This window comes from Plantactinospora sp. ZYX-F-223, assembly GCF_039649625.1.
GTDB lineage: Bacteria > Actinomycetota > Actinomycetes > Mycobacteriales > Micromonosporaceae > Plantactinospora.
In genome coordinates this window covers 1-19,082 of record NZ_JBDJAV010000037.1, presented here as the reverse complement: position 1 = coordinate 19,082, position 19,082 = coordinate 1, and the positions used below count along the sequence as shown (strand labels likewise).

Genomic DNA, 19,082 nt, shown 5'->3' with positions numbered 1-19,082 from the left:
GCCGGGCCGAGGGGCTGGTGGTGGAGGACGCCCTCCAGTGCGGCACCTGCCGACCCCGTCCGCAACCGGTGCCCATGCCCGAGTTGGACTGACCGTCCTGACCCGCCCACCTGGGCGATGTCCGTCGGTGGCGGAGTACGGCTAGCCTGAGGAACCCGGCGTGCTGAGGAGGCGACCGTGAGTGACTTCGACGAGGTGCTGGAACGCCTGGTCACCGATCCGGCGTTCGCCGCCGCGCTCGGTGCGGATCCGGTCAACGCCCTGGCCGGTTACCGGCTCGACGCCGACGAGCTGGCGCTGCTCCAGCTCCAGCTCGGCGGCGGCGCGGGCGGTCAGCACGGCGTCGAGACCCGGGCCAACCAGTCGAGCCTGTTCGGCATGTTCACCCCGCTCGCCGGGCTGGCCGGCGCGCTGCCCGGAGTCGGGGAAATCGGCACTGCCGGCCCCGGGCCGGCCGGGAGTTCCGGTGCCGCCGGATCGGGCCTGACCCAGGGTTTCGGAGCGGCGGCCAACGCCGGCCCCGGAGTATCCCCGTTCGCCGAGGCGCCGGGCTGTGCCGCGCCGGTCGGGCAGCGCGGTGCCGGCGTACCGGTGGGTGGGCTGACCGGCCTCGGCGACGAGATCGGCCGGGAGATCGGGTCGGCCACCGACGGGGCGCTGGCGCAGCCGGCGGGCGGGCTGGCCGGCGCGCTCGCCGACCCGGACGACGGGCTGGCCGCCGCGCTGGCCGGTGCCGAGGTCGGGTTCGGGCCGGCGGCCGAGGTCGGGTTCGGGGCCGCCCCCGAGGCGGGACCGCCGGCCGAGGTGGGGTTCGGACCGGCCGGACCACTACCCGGTACGGACGCCGAGCCGGCCGTACCGGAGGGCTACCGGACCCGGGTCGACGTCGACGGTGACGGGGACTGGGACCGGCACACGTTGCAGGGCCGGGCCGACGGCGGGGTGGACATCCTGGTCGACCTCGACCGGGACGGCCGTACCGACTTCGTCGGGCACGACCTGGACGCCGACGGGCTGGTCGAGATCAGCGAGTACGACAAGAACCGCGACGGCTTCTTCGAGAAGCGGATGTACGACGACGACGGCGACGGCTGGATGGACCGGACGGTACGGGCCGATCCGCCGCCCACCGACAGCACCTACTGACCCGCCACCACAGCGCCCCGGTCCGGAAGCCGGTCCCCGACCCACGTCGGAAACCGACTCCGGTCCGGTCCCGGGAGCCGGTCCCCGATTACCTCGGGAGCCGGGACAGCACGCCCTGCGGTGCCGTGGCATTATGCCGTCCGGCGCATCGGGTCCGGCCGTCCGGCGCACCGCGCGTGGCCGTCCGGCGCACCGGGACTGGCGCGTACCCCGCCGGCCCCGGACGATGGCGACAGGAGGTGGTCGCCGTGGTCAGCATCGCCACCGACCGGCTGACGAAGGTGTTCCCCGACGGCACGGTCGCGGTGGACGACGTGAGCATCGAGGTCGGGTCCGGGGAGTTCGTCACCCTGCTCGGTCCGACCGGCTGCGGCAAGTCGACGATCCTGCGGCTGGTGGCCGGGCTGGAGGAGCCGACCAGCGGCCGGGTGCTGATCGACGGGGAGCCGGTGACCGCCGGGCCCGGCCCCAACCGGCAACTGTCGATGGTCTTCCAGGACTACGCGCTCTATCCGCATCTGACGGTCGCCGAGAACATCCGCTTCCCGTTGAGCCTCGGCCCGGACTCCCCGGCCGGCGTGTCAGCCCGGGTCGCCGAGATCGCCGACCAGCTCGGCATAACCGGTCTGCTCGACAAGAGGCCGGGGCAGCTCTCCGGCGGGCAGCGGCAACGGGTGGCGATGGCGCGGGCGATGGCGGGGGAGTCCCGGGCCTTCCTGCTCGACGAGCCGCTCTCCAATGTGGACGCCGGGCTCCGCGCCGAGCTGCGTACCGAGGTGGCCGCCCTCGCCCGGCGACTGGAGATGACCACCCTCTACGTGACACACGACCAGGTCGAGGCGATGACCATGGCCGACCGGGTCGCGGTGCTGCGCCGGGGCAGACTCCAGCAGATCGGGCCGCCGGGCGAGGTCTACCGGGATCCGCACACCCTCTTCGTCGCGGCCTTCCTCGGTACGCCCCGGGCGAACCTGTTGCAGGCCGCCGTCTATGCGCCCGACGGCGGCGTGCTGCTCGACCTCGGATCGCAACTGATCGAGCTGCCGCCCGAGGATCCCCGGGTACGCCCGCTGCGCGAACGGCATACCGAGCGGGTCACCCTGGCACTGCGGGCCGACGCGCTCAGCCCGGTGCCGGACCCGTCCAGCCCGGCGCCGGTACTGCGGGGCGTGGTCCGGGCGGTCGAGAACCTCGGTCACGAGGCGCTGGTGCACGTGACGACCGACACGGTGTCGACCCCGTCGGCACAGGCCAGCCTGGACCATCCGACCAGCGGCCAGCACCTGTCCGAGCTGCTCGCGGACGAGCTGCCGACCGGGCACCCGGTGCGGGAGCGGCTGGCCCGGATGATCCCGCACCCTCGACCCGAGCAGCCGCCCGCCACCGCCCGCACCGAGTACGGCTTCTATCCCGTGTACGACCCGGAGCTTCGGGGCGAACCGGTTGACGCCGGTGAGGTGGTGGTCCGGGTACCCATGCCGGTGCTGCCCCGGGTCGGAGAGTCGATCACGCTCGCGGTCGACCTGGACCAACTGTTGCTCTTCGACAGCTCTGGCGACCGGATCCGGCTGGGTTGACCGTGAGCATGGCGGTGTCGGTGCGGCCGGTCCGGGCGGTGCCGTTCAGCCCGGCGGTGCCGGCGCGGTCGCGGCCGCGAGCTGGTGCCGGGCCCACATCAGCGCGAATCCGAGCAGGTTGAGCCCGCGCCACCGGTCCGGGTCACCGGCCCGGGGATCGTCGGCGGTGAGCCCGATCCCCCAGATCCGGTCGATCGGGCTGGCCTCGACGAGGATCCGGTCGCCGCTGCCGAGCAGATAGTCGCGAAGGTCGGAGTGCTGGCCGAACTTCGCCACGTTGCCCGCCACGACCAGGTCGAACCGGCACTCGTCCCACCGCGCCTGGTCGAAGCCGCGCACCCGCTGGCCGAGCGCCTTGGCCGCGCCCGGGGTCGGTGCCCGGAGGATCTGGTCGGCCATCGCGGTGTCGCCGAACAGCCGGGCCTTGCCGGCCATCATGAAGTGCTCGGCGGTGGCGTACCGGACGCCGTCGACCAGGAACGGGGAGGGCCACCACTGGCTCAGACAGCCGGATCCGGTCGCGCCGACGCGCCCCGGTTGGTGCCCCCAGAAGAAGTGGTACTTCGGCCGCGCGCCGCCGGAGAGCAGCGCACGGAGTTCGTCGACGGTGCGGGGCGGTGTCGTAGGGGCGACCATGGTTGGCAGCGTGCCAGACCGTCGGGTCGGCGTACCACAGGTTTCGGTGGCGCGACCGCCGGCTGCCGGGGCCCGCCCGGCTCACACCGCCCTGGCCAGCCGGAGCAGGGCGGCGTCGAGCAGTTCGGCGTACTCGGGTGAGATCGAGCCCTCGTCACGGCGGACCGTGACCTTGTCGCGCAGCACCGACACCTGACCGGCCAGATCCGCCGTCGCGCCCCCGGAGTCGGCCCGGAGGTTGCGGAGCTGGTTGCGCAGGTCCACTCCCGCGTGGTCCCGGATCTCGTTCGTCGCCACCCCGTCGTCGACGATCCGGTAGAGCTGGGCCATGACCTCGCTGATCGGCGGCGGCGGGATGTTGGGATTGTCCCCCGCACCCGGTTGCCCGCCCGTGGCCACCGTGGACGCTGGCCCGGCCGTCGACACCCCGGGCGCCGGAGTGCCGGCCGGGGTCGGCGACGGCGTCCCGTCCGGTCCGGGGGTCGTCGCCCCGGTCGTAGGCCGCGGCCCCGGCTCGTCCCCGAGTACGGAGACGAGCACGACGGTTGCGGTGAGCGCGACCAGTACGGCGGCGGCGACCAGCAGGACCCGGCCGGGCCGGGGTGGTTCGGTTGCCGGACCCGCCCTGCCGGGCGGTGACGCCGGCTGCTGCGGATCCGTCGCGGGTCGATCCTCCGGCGCCGCGTGCGGTCCGGCCGGGTGGACCGGCGAACGCGAGTCCGGCGGAGCCGCCGGAGTGTCCTGCCGGATCCCCGGACCGGCCTGCTGCGCCGCCGCATCGTCCTGCCGCGCCGCCGCCCCGTCTCGTTGGGCAGCCGCAGCCGCAGCCGCAGCCGCAGCCGCAGCGGTCGGCGGGCCCGCCGACCGCGTCACCACCGGAGCCGGATGCGCCGTCCCGTCCACCGGCGTCGGGTGCACCGCCGCGTCCGCAGGTGTCCCGGCGGCCGTCACATCCACGGCCGTCCCGGGCGCCGTCACCTGCGCAGGCGCGCCGGGCGCTGTCTCATCCACGGGCGTGCCGAGTGCTGTCGCGTCCACCGGTGGCGTCGCGTCCGCAGCCACCCGTGTCGCCTCCGCCGCCATCGGCGTCGCGTGCGCCACCGTCGCGTCGACCGCCGTCGCGTGCGCTGCCGCATCCGGCGGCGTCGCTCGCACCGGCCTGGGTGGCGCCGTCGGTGCGGGGATCGGCACCGCCCGCACACCGGCGGCCGGCGACGGCACGGGCATCGCCGCCGGCACCGTGCCGGGCCGGGTGTGGCTCAGCACCGCACGTCGCGGATCGGCGGCCAGCAGTTGCTGGCGCAGCAACTCGCCGACCTGTGCGGCCGTCGGCCGCTCGACCGGATCGCGGGCCAGGCAGCGCAGGCAGACGTCCGCCACCGCCGGCGGCAGATCGGGTACGCCGGCCAGCGTCGGCTCCGTCCCCGCCTCCAGTACCCGGGTCAGTTCCTCCCAGGTGTCGGCCGGGAAAGGCACCCGGCCGGTCAGGGTCTCGTGGAGCAGCACGCCCAGCGAGTACGTGTCGGTCGCCGGCTGGGCCGGAAGCCCGTCCAGCCGCTCCGGCGCGACGTACGCCGGGGTGCCGAACGTCTCGCCGTCCTCGTCCTCGTCCGGGGCGCCGACCTGGGTGGCGATGCCGAAGTCGAGCACCTTGGCGCCGGTGGCGGTCATCATGATGTTGGCCGGGGTGATGTCCCGGTGCACGATGCCCAGCCGGTGGGCGGCGGCCAGCGCCTCGGCCACCTGGGCGCAGATCTCCACCGCCGTCTGCCAGGGCAACGGGCCGGCGGTGAGTTCGGCCTTCAACTCCTCGCCGGTCAGCAGTTCCATCACCACGAAGGCGGTGATCCCGCCGTCCGGTCCCAGGGTCTCGCCGTAGTCGTGCACGGCCGTGACGTGCGGATGCACGAGCTGCGCGGCGGCCCGGGCCTCCTCGCGGACCATCTCCCGGAACTTCGCGTCGGCGGCGAGTGACGCGGCGAGCACCTTCACCGCCACCACCCGGTCGAGTACCTCGTCCCGGGCGCGCCAGATCACCGACATACCGCCGGCGCCGATTCGGTCGATGAGTCGATACCTGCGGGCGAGCAGGCCGCCCGCCTGCAACGCTGCCATTGTTGGTCGCACCTGCCTGCAAGAGTCGGGGGTCGCATCAGGCTGTGTGTGGGTGGGGTCGTATCAGGCTGTGTGGGGGGTCGTATCAGGCTCCGTGACTGGCTACCTCCTGTCAACGACGGACCAACAGTGCGGTCCGAGCCAGAAATCCCCCGGCTTCCAGCCCAGGGGGAGCGTTAAGACATGCCAACCGCGAAACGCCACGGGTGACCGCTACCACCGACGGCCGGCCGCACGCATCGACGGACGGTACCCCCGGTGCGCCGAACGGTCGTCGAGGCAGGTGGGGTCCGGGCCGGCCCGGCGCGTCCGGGTGGGCGGCCCGTGCCAGGATGAACGGCATGGTCGGCGGTCCGGTGGCTTTCGTGCTCGGCGGGGGTGGGGTGCTCGGCGCAGTCGAGGTCGGCATGTTGCGGGCGCTGTTCCGGGCCGGCATCCACCCCGATCTGGTGCTCGGCACCTCGATCGGGGCGGTGAACGGCGCACTGGTCGCGGCCGACCCGTCCGAGGCGGTCACCGACCGGCTGGTCCGGCTCTGGGCCTCGCCCGAGGCGAGCGAGGTGTACGGCGACTCGATCGCCCGGCAACTGCGCCGCTTCGCCGCCCGGACCCACCTGCACTCGCCGCGCCCGCTGCGCCGGCTGCTGGAGGCCGAACTCGGCGAGCACACCACCTTCGCGGACCTCAAGGTGCCGTTCCGGTGCTGCGCGGCGAGCATCGAGCGGGCCGCCGAGCACTGGTTCGGCACCGGCCCACTGGTGCCGGCCGTGCTCGCCTCGGCTTCCGTACCCGGGCTGCTGCCGCCGGCCCGGATCGACGGTGAGCACTTCGTCGACGGTGGCATCGTCAACTCGATCCCGATCGGCGAGGCCGTGCAGTCGGGTGCCAAGCAGATCTTCGTGCTCCAGGTCGGCCGGATCGAGCGGCCGTTGAGCCCGCCCCGCCGGCCGTGGGAGATCGCCCAGGTGGCCTTCGAAATAGCCCGGCGGCACCGGTTCGCCCGGGAGATGGCGGCGCTGCCGGACGACGTGGACGTACACGTGCTGCCGACCGGGGGGCTGGGGCCCCGGGACGACACCCCGTGGGCGTACCGGGACATGGCGGCGGTGGGCCGGCGGATCAGCCGGGCGTACACGGCGTCCCGGCGCTATCTCACCGAACACCTGGACCCCGGCTGATGCCGCTGCCGCCGAGGTGGGTCCGGCGAGTCGTGCTCGCTCCCGGTACGGTGCTGCTCGCCGTACTGGTGGTGACGACGCTGCCGGTGTGGCTGATCATCGCCGCGGCGGCCTCGCCGCTGGTCCCCGGCTACCTGCGCCCGCTTCGGGTGCTCTGGGTCGGGATCGTCTACCTGGTCTGGGACGCCACCGCGCTGGTCGCGATGTTCGGGCTCTGGGTCGGCTCGGGCTTCGGCTGGTACAAGCGGTCTCCGGGCTTCCAGCGGGCGCACTACGTACTCGCCGGGTGGTTCCTCACCGTGCTGTTCTGGCAGGCCCGGTGGACCCTGCGGCTGCGCATCGACGTCGTCGGCACCGATCCGGACACGGCGTTGCCCGGCCGCCCCGAGCTGGTGCTCTGCCGGCACGCCGGGCCGGGCGACTCGTTCATCCTGATCCACGCGCTGGTCAACTGGTTCAAGCGGGAACCGAGGATCGTGCTGAAGGACACCCTCCAGTGGGATCCGGCGGTCGACGTACTGCTCAACCGGCTGCCCAACCGGTTCATCGCGCCCCGGCACCGCCGGCAGACCCGGGTCGGCCCGACCGAGCAGGTCGGCCCACCGAGGGAGAGCCTGGTCGAGCAGATCGGCCACCTCGCCCGGAACCTCGACGAGAACGACGCTTTCGTGATCTTTCCCGAGGGCGGCAACTTCACGCCCCGGCGGCGGCTCCGCGCCATCGACCTGCTCCGGGCCCGCGGCCTGGACGAGATGGCGGACCGGGCCGAGGCGATGCGGCACGTCCTCGCGCCGCAGCCCGGCGGGGTGCTGGCCGCGCTGGACGCCGCACCCGACGCCGGAGTCATCTTCGTCGCGCACACCGGGCTGGACCGGATGCTCACGGTGGCCGACGTGTGGCGGGAACTGCCGATGGACAAGCGGATCGTGATGCGGTTCTGGTCCGTACCGCCGGACGAGGTGCCGAAGGAGCGCCAGGAGCGGATCGACTGGCTCTTCGACTGGTGGGCCCGGATCGACGAATGGGTCGATGCGCATCGGGGCGACACCGATCCGGCGTAGGGTGCCCGGCGTGGACCAGATCTGCATCGTGACGACGGTGGTGGACGCGCGGGCCGTCGCGGATGTGCTCGCCGCCGCTGCGGTCGCCGGCCGGCTGGCGGCGTGCGCGCAGGTGACCGGGCCGGTGGACAGCACCTACTGGTGGGAGTCGCGGATGGAGACCACCCGGGAGTGGACGGTGGTCTTCAAGACCGCCCCGGACCGGGTGGCGGCCCTCATCGACCAGGTACGGGCCGCGCACCCGTACGAGGTGCCGGAGGTGCTGGTGACCTGGGTGGAGGGCGGCAACCCGGACTACTCGACCTGGCTGCACGAGCAGACCCGCCCCTGACCGGGGACGGACCGACCGGCCGACCGGTCGGGATACCCGGGCCGGGATAGGTACGCGCACTCTGTGAACCGGCTCGGCGGGGGCCGATCATGGCAGGCGTGACCGCTTCCGCGAACGCGTACCCGTGCCCGGTCTGCGGGGCCGGTGCCGACCTGGCGACCGGATGTCCGGGCTGCGGCCGGGCACCGGATCCGACCGCCGCCGAGGTGGTCCGGCTCGGCGCCGAGATCGCCGCGCTCGGCGGCCGGGTGGAGCGGGCGCGGCAGGCGTACCTCGGTCTCGACGCCGCGCTGTGGCAGCTCCGGCGGCGCCGCGACGCGCTGGCCGAGCAGGTCCGGGCGGCGGCGGCCGCGTCCGCCCGGGTCCCGGCGGCCGGCGGTCCCGGCGCACCGGCCGCCGTCGCCGCCTCCCGGCTGGCGGCACCGCCGGCTCCCGCACCGGTACGCCCGGAAGCCTCCACCCGGACCGTGCAGAACGTGCTCTTCATCCTCGGCGGGCTGCTGGTCGGCACGGCGGCGATCGTCTTCACGGTGGTGGCCTGGGCCACGGTCGGGGTCGGCGGCCGGGCGCTGATCCTCGGCACGCTGACCGGGCTGGCCCTGGCCGCGCCGCTGCTCGCCCAGCGGCGCGGGCTGACCGCCACCGCCGAGACCTTCGCGGCGATCGGCCTGCTCCTGGTGGTGCTCGACGGGTACGCCGGATGGACCGTGGACCTGTTCGGCGTGGCCGGCTGGCCGGCGGTCCGGTACGCGGCGCTGGTGCTCGCGGTCGGCGTGGTGGTGGCGGGGGGTTACCACCGACTGACCCGGCTCGCCGCGCCCGCGTTCGCCGGCCTGCTGCTGGCCCAGCCGGTGATCCCGCTGCTCGCCTACGACGCCGGATTCGGCGCCGCCGGCTGGACGCTGGCGTTCGCCGGGCTGGCGGCGGTCAACCTCAGCTTGACCCGGGGATGGGGTGGCAACGGACCGGCGGACCCGAGCAGCGGTGTCCGCCGGTCCGTCGCCTGGGTCGGGTACGGGGTGGCGGGGCTCGCCTCGGTGCTCTGCGGGACGCTGGCGGTGGTCACCACGGACGGCCCGCTGGCGGTACTCGCCGGTGGCCCGTTGCTGGTGGCCGCCCTGCTGCCGATCGCCGGAGCCGTCCGGTTGCGCAGCACCGCCGCCGGAGCCGGTGCGGCGGTCGTCCTCGTGGTGGTGCTCGCGGTGGCGCTGGTCCGGGCCGCCGCCGAGACGTCGTGGCCGTTGCTCGGCGCGGCCGCCGGGATCGTCGTGCTGCTCGCCGCCGCGATCGCGGCCACCGCCCGGTGGCTGCCGGCCGGAATCCGGGTCGGCCCGCGGGCCGGCGGGCTGGTGGTGGCCGGCGCCCTGGCGGTGCTGACCGGCTCGATGGCGCTGGTGGTCGCGGCGGCCGTGGCCCTGCGCTCGCAGCCGGCGTGGCGGGCGGAGCTGGCCGCGCGGTCGGGGCCGTTCGACTGGCAGCTTCCGGTGGCGCTGGTGCTGGTCGCGGTGGCGCTCGTCCTGCTCGGCCGGCGGCGGGACCGGTCGCTGATCCTGCTGGCCGGTGCGGTGTGCACGCTGCTGGCGACGCCGGCCGCGCTGGCCCTGCCCTGGTGGCTCGTCTCCGCCCTGGACCTGGTGCTGGCGGGCGCCCTCGCGCTGGCCGCCGCAGGGCCGGGCCGGCCGTTGCGCTCGGCGCTGCCGATGGCGGTCGCCGCCGTGCCGCTGGCTGGGCACGCGGTACTGGTCGGCCTGGCCCGACCGGCCGGTGCCGCTGCGGTCTTCGGCGGCCTCGTCCTGTGCGGCGGGGCGGTCGCGCTGACCGCACTGGGTCGGGCCACCGGCCCCGCTCCGGGACCGGAGGGTGCTGCCACGCCGCCCGTCCCGGCGTTCCAGCGGGTGGTGGGCGGCACCGGGCTCGCGGTGGGGGTACTCGCCGCTCCGGCGACCGTCCTACTCGGACTCTTCGCCGCCGGCGTGCCGCCGTGGTGGCAGGCGCGGGCGGTACTGGCCAGCGCCGTACTGCTCGCCGCCGGGCTGGTGCCGGTGCGCCGGGCGGTCCCGCACTACCAGCCGTACGCCAACGCGGCGCTGGCGACCGTCGCGCTGGCGGTCGGCCTGGCACCCGGCCTGCCCGGCGTCGGCGAGCCAGCCGGCCCGTACGCCGCCGGGGCGCTGCTGCTCAGCCTCGGGGTGTGGCTGTCGGGCCGGGGCCGGCCGGCGGACTCGACCAGCGGGGCCGGACGGCCGATCGGGGGCGTACCGGCACTGGTCTCCGGGACGGTCCTGCTCGTCCGGGCCGCCGTGGTGGCGGTGCCGGCGGTGCTGACCGTGCTCATCGCCCCGTACGACTGGCTGGGCCAGATCTGGTCGGGCCCGCCGGCCGGGGTGGGGCTTCATCCGGCCGGGATCGGCATCGAGCCGGCCGACTGGCGGCTGGACGCCGCCGCCACGCTGACCCTGCTGCTGCTCACCGTGGCGGCGGCGGTCGCCGGCTGGGCCCGGCGGCGGACGGTCCGCGCCGCCGCGCTGGTCGCGGCGCCGCTCGCGGTCAGCACGGCGCTGGTCGGGCTGGTGGCCGCCGGGGCACCCTGGCCGGCCGTGCCCGTGGCGAGCCTGGTCGCCGGAGTTGCCGGCCCGCTCGCCGTGGCGCTCCGGCGTGGCGCCGGCCGCCGGCAACCTGGTCCGGGCGGCCCGGGCCGGTCGGGGGTCTGGCTGGTGCCGGTGGGGGTGGCGTTCGGGGCGGCGGGCCTGGCCGGGCTGTTGCCGAGCAGGCCCAGCACGCTCGCCGGGCTGGCCCTGGTCGGTGCGGCGGGGCTGACCGCCGGGGCGCTCGGTCGCACTCCGGCGGCCCGGGTGGCGGGCTGGCTGACCGGTGTCGCCGGCGCGGCGGCGCTGGCCGGCACCGCCACGGTCGCCGCCGACCTGCCGTTGCGGGTCACCGCCCTGGTGGTGCTCGGCGTCGCCGCGCTGGCCCTGGCGGGCAGCGCAGTCCTGGCCGGCAGCGCAGTCCTGGCCGGCTGGCGACCACTCCGGGCCGGGACGGTCGCAGAGGGGCCGCTCGCGGCCGGTTCCGTGCGCGAGGAGGCGCCCGGGGCCAGGTTGGTCGCGGAGGGGCCGCTCGCGGCCGGTTCGGTGCGCGAGGGGGTGCCCGGGGCCGGGGCGCCCGGGGCCGGGTGGGTCGGCGAGGAGTCGTCGGGGGCCGGGTCGGTCGGGGTGGGGGCGCCCGGGGCCGGGGCGCGTGCGGCGGGGCCGGGCCGGCGGGCCGAGGCGGTCGCCGTCGAGGCGGCCAGCCACACGACTGCTGGAATCGCCCTGCTGCTGGCGGCCGTCGAGATCCGGTACGCGGCGGCGGTCTGCACGCTCTGGGGCGTGGCGCTGGGGCTGCGTGCCCTGCGTCCGGCCGAGCCGGTGGCGCGCCGTTGGGCCCGGGCCGCGGCGGCGGGTGGTGCCGAACTGGTCGCCACCTGGCTGCTGCTCGTCTCGGCCCGGGTGGCGCTGGTCGAGGCGTACACCCTGCCGGCGGCGGTGCTCGGGTTGCTGGCCGGCTGGCTGGCGCTGCGGGCCCGGCCGGCGCTGAACAGTTGGCTGGCGTACGGGCCGGGGCTGGGTGCCGCGCTGCTGCCGAGCCTGGTCTCGGTCCTCGTCGCCGCCGACCAGCCGTGGCGGCGGCTGCTGCTCGGTGCCGGTGCGCTGCTGGCGGTCCTGGCCGGTGCCCGCTGGCGGCGCCAGGCGCCGGTGCTGCTCGGCGGTGCCGTCCTCGCCGTACTGGCCCTGCGGGAGATGGTCGACGTGTGGGACCGGCTGCCCCGGTGGATCTTCCTAGCCGCGGGCGGTTTCGCCCTGATCGGACTGGCTATGACGTACGAGCGGAGGCGCCGAGATCTCCGTAGGCTACGCTCTGCCGTCAACCGGATGAGCTGACCACCCCAGAGGGGCCGGCCGGCCTTCCGTGGTGGTGCTACCACTACCCCGGATACGGGGGTTTTCGGGGTTACTCAGCGCAAGCATCACCCGGAGACTGGAGATCAGCGCTCCGCCGACCGGCGTGGCGAGAAGCGACGTTGGGAGCTTGCAAATGGCGGTCCTCGCTGCCGCGCCCGAACCGGAGACGCGTCGAGGAAGTGATTACTCACGGTTATCTCGGCGGATCAGTGCGGCCGGCCTGATGGAACGCCGCACCGGCTGGTACGTGGCCCGGATCGCGCTCACCGTCGGGCTCTTCGTCGCCGGCTGGGTCGCCTTCGCCGTCGTCGGCGACTCGTGGTGGCAGGTCCTGGTGGCCGTGTTCCTGGCCGGTGCCACCACCCAGGTCGCCTTCCTGGGGCACGACGCCGGGCACCGGCAGATGTTCCGGCACCGGCGGGCCAGCGAGGTGGCTGGGCTGCTGGCCGGCAACCTGGCGGTCGGGCTCAGCTACGGCTGGTGGATCGACAAGCACAACCGGCACCACGCCAACCCGAACCACGAGGACGACGATCCGGACGTCGGGGCGGGCGCCCTGGTCTGGACCGACGAGCAGGCCCAGGCCACCCGGGGCTTCGGCCGGTGGCTGGCGCAGCGGCAGGCGTACCTCTTCTTCCCGATGCTGTTGCTGGAGGGATTGGCCCTGCACGTCTCCAGCGTCCGGGCGCTGACCGACGGTACGCCGATCCGGCACCGCCGGGCCGAGGCGCTGCTGCTGGCCCTGCACGCGGTCGGCTACCTGGGTGCGCTCTTCACCGTGCTCTCGCCGGGGAAGGCACTGGTCTTCCTCGCCGTCCACCAGGGGCTGTGGGGCCTTTACATGGGCTGCTCGTTCGCGCCGAACCACAAGGGCATGCCGGTGGTGACCGCCGAAGACGACCTCGACTTCCTGCGTAAGCAGGTGCTCACCTCGCGCAACGTCCGGGGCGGGGTACTGGTCGACTTCGCGCTGGGCGGCCTCAACTACCAGATCGAGCACCACCTGTTTCCGAGCATGCCCCGGGTGAACCTGCGCCGGGCCCAGCCGATCGTCGCGCAGTACTGCGCCGAGCAGGGCATCCCGTACGAGGAGACCGGGCTCTTCGACTCGTACCGGCAGGCGTTGCGGCACCTGCACTCGGTCGGTGCCCCGCTGCGGGCCGAGGTGGCGGCGGCGCGGAGCAGCGCCGGATAGACGACGGTGACCGGGGGATCGTGGGGCGGCCCTGGGCGGGGCTGCCCCACGCCGCCGTCGTACCCCCGCCTCAGCCGTTCAGCACCGCGAGCCGGTCGTCCGGCATCTCGACGACCTCCGCCGGCTCCGGCGCGGTGACCTCGATTGGCTTGCCGAACGCGGTCCCTTGACCGTGGCCGGACGCCGGACAGCATAGCGACCGTCCACGATTCGGACCGACCGGAGATCGGGCACACCCACCGTCAGCTCGCATCCGTTCAGCGGGTCGGTGACGGGGTCGGGCGAGCGGTTGTATCCCACGGCCACCGGCCTCGGCGGTAAGGTCTGGCCATGGCAGAGGTGCTGGACGCGGAGGCGGTGCGGACCGAGCTGGCCGGGCTGGAGGGCTGGGCCGGCGATCCGGCCGGCATCGCCCGTACCGTCGAACTGCCCGCGTTCCGTGACGCGATCGGTGTGGTGGACCGGGTGGCGGTGGTCGCCGAGGAAATCGACCACCATCCCGACATCGACATCCGGTGGCGCACGGTGACCTTCCGCTGCGCGACCCATTCGGTGGGTGGGGTGACCCGACGTGACGTCGAACTGGCGCGGCGTATCGACGAGATAGTCCGGGGAGCGGCGTGAGATTCGAGATAAGTAAGGTCCTCGACGCGATCGAGGACCGGGTCAGCACCGACCCGTCCCTGGTGCGGGCGGTGCTGGACCTGGCCGAGGTGGTCCGCTACCAGGACCTCGACGGCGGCCGGCCGGCCAGCACCATGCGACTGGGCATGGTCATCGACGCACTCGGGCGGCACCTGGAGGAGGACAACGTCCCGGTGTACGCGGTGGTGCACCGCGCGCTGCTCAGCGACGCCGACCTCACCTCCAACGAGCGGATGGTGCTCCGGCGCTGGGCCGACAACGGCCTGGTCGAGGTGCTCGTCAACCCCGGCGACCGGGTGCTGGAGGTGGCCGATCTGCTCGGCCTGCCGGTGCTGAGCCGGGGCCGCTTCGACGGCATGTCGGGGCGCTTCCCGTGGGTGACCAGCGCGCCGGGCCGACTGCTCGCCCCGCTGCCCGGGGCCGGTGGCCCGGTACTGGCGCAGCGGGTGAAGGGCAACGTGGCGGCCACCGGGCCGTCGCCGACCGGCCGGAAACTGCTCGCCCGCACCTGGCGGTGCAAGGAGCCCGGCTGCGTACTGTTCGGCGGTGGCGGCGGGGGTGGCGCCTTCGCCGACCTCGCCGAGATCGACCGCAAGCCGAGCGGCCAGCCGCCGCCGACGCTGCGTACCGGGATGCCGACCTGTCCCCGGCACGACCAGCGGCTCAGCGACGCCGGGCCGAGGCCGAACGAGGAGGTGCTGTCGATCCGGATCGGCGGCATGGTCCGGCGCCGGTTCGTGGTGACCGCCGAGCGGCCGGTGGTGGTCGGCCGGGCGCCGGACGACTCCGGCGGGATCCGGCTCGGCCAGTGGCTCAACGACGAGGCGCGGCGCTGGATCAGCCGCAGCCACGTCCGGTTCGAGCTGCGCGGCGGGGACCTGGTCGCGCAGGACGTCAGCACCAACGGCTCCGGGGTACGGCCGGGTGGGTCGATGGACGAGGCCGAGCGGGTCGCGCTGGCTCGCCAGCAGTCCCGGGTGATGCGCAGCGGCGACATCGTGGAGCTCTATCCCGGGGTGCAGGTGGGACGGTCGAGCACCTGGAACTCCGGCGGCATGACGAACCCGACCTCGGTGATGGCCGAGGCGCCGACCATGGCGATCCGGCTCCCCGACCGGGGCTGACGACCGACCGGGCCGGCCCGTCCGGATGCGGGACGGGCCAGCCCGGGGCGGCCGGTTCAGCGCAGTACGGCGGCGAGTTGCTCCAGCACGTGGTCCAGCTCGTGCGCCTCGACGACGAGCGGCGGCGCGAGCCGGATCGTCGAGCCGTGGGTGTCCTTGGCCAGTACGCCGCGTTCGGCCAGCCGCTCGCACGCCTGCCGCCCGGTCATCAGCGCCGGGTCGATGTCGATGCCGGCCCAGAGCCCTCGGCCGCGTACCGCGACCAGGCCCTCGCCGACCAGCCCGCGCAACCCGGCGTGCAGCCGCGCGCCCAGCTCCGCCGAGCGGCGCTGGAACTCGCCGGTGGCGAGCAGCCGGACCACCTCGGTGGCGACCGCGCAGGCCAGGGGGTTGCCGCCGAACGTCGAGCCGTGCTCGCCCGGCCGCAGTACGCCGAGGACGTCCGCGTCGGCGGCGACCGCCGAGACCGGCACGATGCCGCCACCCAGCGCCTTGCCGAGGACGTACATGTCCGGCTTGACGCCCTCGTGGTCGCAGGCGAAGGTCTCGCCGGTGCGGCCCAGCCCGGACTGGATCTCGTCGGCCACGAAGAGCACGTTCCGTTCGGTGCAGAGCCGGCGTACCCCGGGCAGGTAGCCGGGTGGCGGCACCACGACACCCTGCTCGCCCTGGATCGGCTCCAGCAGTACGGCCACGGTGGTGTCGTCGACCGCCTCGGCCAGCGCGGCCAGGTCGCCGTACGGGACGATCCGGAACCCCGGGGTGTACGGCCCGAAGTCGTCCCGGGCCTCCCGGTCGGTGGAGAAGCTGACGATCGTGGTGGTACGCCCGTGGAAGTTGCCGTCCGCGACCACGATGGTGGCCTGCCCGTCCGGTACGCCCTTGACCCGGTAGCCCCACTTCCGGGACACCTTGATCGCGGTCTCCACCGCCTCGGCCCCGGTGTTCATCGGCAGCACCAGGTCCTTGCCGCAGAGCTGGGCCAGTTCCCGGCAGAAGTCGGCGAACTGGTCGTGGATGAACGCCCGGCTGGTCAGGGTGAGCCGGTCGAGCTGGGCGTGCGCGGCGGCGACCAGCGTCGGGTGCCGGTGCCCGAAGTTCAGTGCCGAGTAGCCGGCCAGGCAGTCGAGGTAGCGCCGGCCGTCGACGTCGGTGACCCAGGCGCCCTCGGCCGAGGAGATCACCACCGGCAGCGGGTGGTAGTTGTGCGCGGTCCAGCGCTCCGCCTCGCGTACCGCCTCCGGCGTCCGCGGCGCGCCGCCCGCGTCCTGGGTCTGCGGCGCGCCGTCCGCCCCCGGTGTCTGCGGCACGCCGATCGCCGCCGGGGTGCGGGGCATGTCGTCCGCCTCCTGCGGGCGCAGCACGTCGTCCACGATCACTTGGTCGCCTCTCGTTCCCGCAGCACCAGGGTGCAGCACTTCGGTCCGCCGCCGGCCTTGCGCAGCTCGGACAAATCAACACCAATTGTGTCGTACCCGCGTTCGCGCAGCGCCGCCGACAGTCCGGTGGCCTGGGCCGGAAGTACGACGTGCCGGCCGTCGCTGACCGCGTTCAGGCCGAGCACCTCGGCGTCGGCCATGCGCGCCAGCACCGCGTCGGGGAAGAGCCGGCGCAGCACCGCCCGGCTGCCGGGCGAGAACGCCTCCGGCAGGTACGCCACGGTCTCGTCGTCGAGCACGCAGAGCGCGGTGTCCAGGTGGTAGAAGCGCGGGTCGACCAGTTGCAGAGTGATCACCGGGCGCCCGAAGACCTCCTGGAGGTGGGCGTGCGCGGCGTGCGAGGTCCGGAACCCGGTCCCGGCGAGCAGCAGCCCGCCGACCGGCAGGATGTCCCCCTCGCCCTCGTTGACGTGCTTCGCCTCGTGCACCTCGAAGCCGGCCCGGTCCAGCCAGCCGGCGTACGCCGGGGCCTCGTCGGCGCGCTGCGGGTCGCGGAACTGCACCGCCAGCGCCCGGCCGTCGAGCACGGTCGCGCCGTTCGCCGCGAAGACCATGTCGGGCAGCCCGGGCAGCGGCGCGATCTCGTCGACCGTGTGCCCGAGATCCAGGTACGTCTGCCGCAGCGTCTCCCACTGTCGCAGCGCGAGTGTGGTGTCGATCGGCGCGGCCGGGTCCATCCAGGGGTTGATCGCGTACTCGACGGTGAAGTACGTCGGCCGGCACATCAGGTAGTGCCGGGTCTGCGCCGGGCCGGCCGGGGTACGCCCGCTGGTGGCGATGGCGTCCAACGTCATGGTCCTGCTCCTGGGGTCGGGCGCGCCCGGCCTCCGTACGGCTCACAGGCTGGCGCCTCACCCAACGCTATGCGGGCCCGACCGACGGGAACCACCGCCGAGGGTTGCTTGTCGCGGCTGATCGTTGCGTGTCGGAGGGGAGGCAACGGCGAACCGTTGCGTGCCACCCCGTACCCGGCTCCGGACGCACTTCGGGGGCGGCGTCGTCGCCGCCCCCGAACATGTGCGCTCAGGTGGTGAACCACCACCGGCTGGCGGGGCCAGAGCGGTGCACCACCGCTCCGCGCAGGTCCTTACCCGATCAGAACCGGTCGACAAACTGTGAATCAAGCCACTCGCGGAACCGGACGACGGTGTCGCCGTCGGTGTTGGGCCAGTCGAACTGGCCGGTCATCGCCAGCACGGCGACGACGACGGCGCCGACCCCGAGGACGATCCCGATCAGCGCGTCGGTCCGGCCGGCGACGTGCCGGCGGGCGGTCGCGGAGACGCCGCCGACGCCGAGCAGCAGGGCGAGGGTGCCGAGCACGATGCCGTACCCGGCGAGGGCGCCGGCCAGCACGAACGCGGCGGCGGCCACCCCGAGGACCAGGCTCAGCGTGGCGAGCATGCTGGCCCGGGGACGCGGACCCCGGTCGACCACGACCGGCTCGGTCTCCGGCGTACGCTCGCCGAGCCCGCGCTCCGGTTCGGTCGTGCGGTCGGTCTCGCGCCGGGTCTCGGTCTTCGTCGCGACCGGGGGAGTCGGGGCGACCGGCGGAGCCTTCTGGGGCGCCGTGTCGGGCTCGGTGACCGTGGCCCCGGCCCGGTGCCTCGCCGTGTCGCCGGTCCGGGCGGGGTCACTGCGCTCCTCGGTCCGGCTGGCCGATCCGGTACGCGTTCGCGCGGAGTCGGCCACCGTGGCGGTGCCGGTCGGCCGCTCGTCGCGGCCGTCGACACGACCGTCGCGGTTCTCGTCCCGCGCCGGCGCCGGCTCCGATTGGCGCATCAGTGATGGAATCCTGACCACAACACACCTCCTGATCCATGCGTGGAGCCTCGTCGATGGCGTCTACGCAGCATTGGGATCGGTGTACCCCGATGGCCGATCCACCACACCTGGCGGCGACGGGGGCCGGGCGGTGACGCGGGGGCGGGACGCGGCCGCACCAGCACCGCGCACCCGGTCCTCAGTCGTCGTCGAGCTGGCTGAGGGTGACTTTGTCGGAGAGGTAACCGGGCACGGCGAGGGTGATGACGGCGACGTCGTCTACCGCGTCGGCGTCCTGAGTGCTGTAGCCGGAGTACGACTTCGGCGTACTCCAGTCGGTCGGGGTGAACGTGATCAGCATCGGTGGGAAGGCCCAGACCCCGGTACCGTCGATCGTCATCCGGACGTAGACCGACTCGGTGGGCGGGTGGCTCAGTCGTACTGTGAACGAGGCGCTGCCGCCCTCGGCCACCGTCCGCTCGGCCGGGTCGGCGAGCACGGCCGGCGGCTGGCCCGGCACCGAACAGGTCGCCCCGTTGACCCGCCAGTTGCTCGGCGGCTGGTAGGTCCCGGTGTAGCGGGCGACGAAGCCGAACGCCGTCGTCCCGCCGGCCGGCACCGGGGCGACTCCGGACATGCTCTGCGCCCGCACGTTCTGCCCGAGTACCTGCACGGTGTAGTTCCAGCTCGACATGAGCTGGTGGTTGTCCGGGAGGGTGAACTCCACCAGGACGCTGTTCCAGGGGAGGTCACCGAGGTTGCGGATCCGCGCGTTGCCGAGGGAACCGCCGGTCCAGGTCGTCGCGGTGAAGTCGACCTCGCAGGCGACCGCGGCCCGGGCCGGGGTGGCCGGGGCGACCAGCCCGGCGGTGACGGCCAGCGCCAGGGCGGCGACGGCGGTGGAGCAGCGGCGTACGGAGCTGGGAATCA

General features: G+C 74.5%; 15 protein-coding genes. 9 read left to right on the top strand and 6 right to left on the bottom strand.

The window, feature by feature from the left end; all coding sequences use genetic code 11:
• Positions 1-177: 177 nt before the first annotated feature.
• Entirely contained in the window at positions 178-1,146 is a 969-nt protein-coding gene (locus AAH979_RS30805; RefSeq protein ID WP_346261650.1) for a hypothetical protein, read from the top strand.
• A 248-nt stretch (positions 1,147-1,394) separates the two neighbouring features.
• The gene (locus tag AAH979_RS30800; RefSeq protein ID WP_346261649.1) at positions 1,395-2,723 is read left to right on the top strand and encodes an ABC transporter ATP-binding protein; all 1,329 of its coding nucleotides are present in this window, start codon (positions 1,395-1,397) and stop codon (positions 2,721-2,723) included.
• Positions 2,724-2,768: 45 nt separating this feature from the next.
• Here AAH979_RS30800 and AAH979_RS30795 read toward each other — a convergent pair whose 3' ends face one another.
• The gene (locus tag AAH979_RS30795; protein WP_346261648.1) at positions 2,769-3,359 is read right to left on the bottom strand and encodes an NADAR family protein; all 591 of its coding nucleotides are present in this window, start codon (positions 3,357-3,359) and stop codon (positions 2,769-2,771) included.
• Positions 3,360-3,440: 81 nt separating this feature from the next.
• A complete protein-coding gene (locus tag AAH979_RS30790) occupies positions 3,441-5,474 on the bottom strand; it encodes a protein kinase (protein WP_346261647.1) in 2,034 nt (677 codons plus the stop codon).
• 341 nt (positions 5,475-5,815) lie between these two features.
• Between AAH979_RS30790 and AAH979_RS30785 the strand changes: the two genes are divergently transcribed.
• The 7 genes from AAH979_RS30785 (at position 5,816) to AAH979_RS30755 (ending at position 14,949) form a co-directional block, all read left to right on the top strand.
• The gene (locus AAH979_RS30785) at positions 5,816-6,652 is read left to right on the top strand and encodes a patatin-like phospholipase family protein (RefSeq protein WP_346261646.1); all 837 of its coding nucleotides are present in this window, start codon (positions 5,816-5,818) and stop codon (positions 6,650-6,652) included.
• Positions 6,652-7,713: a 1-acyl-sn-glycerol-3-phosphate acyltransferase gene (locus AAH979_RS30780; RefSeq protein ID WP_346261645.1), complete on the top strand. Its 1,062-nt coding sequence runs from the start codon at positions 6,652-6,654 to the stop codon at positions 7,711-7,713. The genes AAH979_RS30785 and AAH979_RS30780 overlap by 1 nt, the downstream gene beginning before the upstream one ends.
• A 10-nt stretch (positions 7,714-7,723) precedes the next feature.
• Complete coding sequence (cutA, locus tag AAH979_RS30775) at positions 7,724-8,044, top strand: divalent-cation tolerance protein CutA (protein WP_346261644.1); 321 nt, start codon at positions 7,724-7,726, stop codon at positions 8,042-8,044.
• 98 nt (positions 8,045-8,142) lie between these two features.
• Positions 8,143-11,964 (top strand): hypothetical protein, encoded by a 3,822-nt coding sequence (locus AAH979_RS30770; RefSeq protein WP_346261643.1) that lies wholly within the window; start codon positions 8,143-8,145, stop codon positions 11,962-11,964.
• Between the two features lie 154 nt (positions 11,965-12,118).
• On the top strand, positions 12,119-13,180 hold the full coding sequence (locus AAH979_RS30765) for an acyl-CoA desaturase (protein WP_346261642.1): 1,062 nt from the start codon (positions 12,119-12,121) through the stop codon (positions 13,178-13,180).
• A 330-nt stretch (positions 13,181-13,510) separates the two neighbouring features.
• Positions 13,511-13,804, top strand: a complete 294-nt coding sequence (locus AAH979_RS30760; RefSeq protein WP_346261641.1) for a 4a-hydroxytetrahydrobiopterin dehydratase — start codon at positions 13,511-13,513, stop codon at positions 13,802-13,804.
• Positions 13,801-14,949, top strand: coding sequence for an FHA domain-containing protein (locus tag AAH979_RS30755; protein WP_346261640.1), 1,149 nt, complete (start codon positions 13,801-13,803; stop codon positions 14,947-14,949). The genes AAH979_RS30760 and AAH979_RS30755 overlap by 4 nt, the downstream gene beginning before the upstream one ends.
• Before the next feature lie 56 nt (positions 14,950-15,005).
• Here the strand turns inward: AAH979_RS30755 and rocD are convergent, their stop codons facing one another.
• The 4 genes from rocD to AAH979_RS30735 form a co-directional block, all read right to left on the bottom strand.
• Positions 15,006-16,328, bottom strand: a complete 1,323-nt coding sequence (gene rocD / locus AAH979_RS30750) for an ornithine--oxo-acid transaminase (RefSeq protein WP_346261639.1) — start codon at positions 16,326-16,328, stop codon at positions 15,006-15,008.
• Positions 16,325-17,182: a dimethylargininase gene (gene ddaH / locus AAH979_RS30745; RefSeq protein ID WP_346261638.1), complete on the bottom strand. Its 858-nt coding sequence runs from the start codon at positions 17,180-17,182 to the stop codon at positions 16,325-16,327. The genes rocD and ddaH overlap by 4 nt, the downstream gene beginning before the upstream one ends.
• A 301-nt stretch (positions 17,183-17,483) precedes the next feature.
• Positions 17,484-18,170: a hypothetical protein gene (locus AAH979_RS30740; protein ID WP_346261637.1), complete on the bottom strand. Its 687-nt coding sequence runs from the start codon at positions 18,168-18,170 to the stop codon at positions 17,484-17,486.
• Positions 18,171-18,351: 181 nt separating this feature from the next.
• On the bottom strand, positions 18,352-19,082 hold a 731-nt coding region (locus tag AAH979_RS30735; RefSeq protein WP_346261636.1), incomplete at its 5' end, for a cellulose binding domain-containing protein.

Excerpts from the sequence above, each read along its gene's own strand:
- AAH979_RS30790 (WP_346261647.1), bottom strand. The coding sequence starts at position 5,474 with ATGGCAGCGTTGCAGGCGGGCGGCCTGCTCGCCCGCAGGTATCGACTC.
- ddaH (WP_346261638.1), bottom strand. The coding sequence starts at position 17,182 with ATGACGTTGGACGCCATCGCCACCAGCGGGCGTACCCCGGCCGGCCCG.
- AAH979_RS30780 (WP_346261645.1), top strand. The coding sequence starts at position 6,652 with ATGCCGCTGCCGCCGAGGTGGGTCCGGCGAGTCGTGCTCGCTCCCGGT.
- AAH979_RS30785 (WP_346261646.1), top strand. The coding sequence starts at position 5,816 with ATGGTCGGCGGTCCGGTGGCTTTCGTGCTCGGCGGGGGTGGGGTGCTC.
- AAH979_RS30760 (WP_346261641.1), top strand. The coding sequence starts at position 13,511 with ATGGCAGAGGTGCTGGACGCGGAGGCGGTGCGGACCGAGCTGGCCGGG.
- AAH979_RS30740 (WP_346261637.1), bottom strand. The coding sequence starts at position 18,170 with ATGCGCCAATCGGAGCCGGCGCCGGCGCGGGACGAGAACCGCGACGGT.
- AAH979_RS30765 (WP_346261642.1), top strand. The coding sequence starts at position 12,119 with ATGGCGGTCCTCGCTGCCGCGCCCGAACCGGAGACGCGTCGAGGAAGT.
- AAH979_RS30795 (WP_346261648.1), bottom strand. The coding sequence starts at position 3,359 with ATGGTCGCCCCTACGACACCGCCCCGCACCGTCGACGAACTCCGTGCG.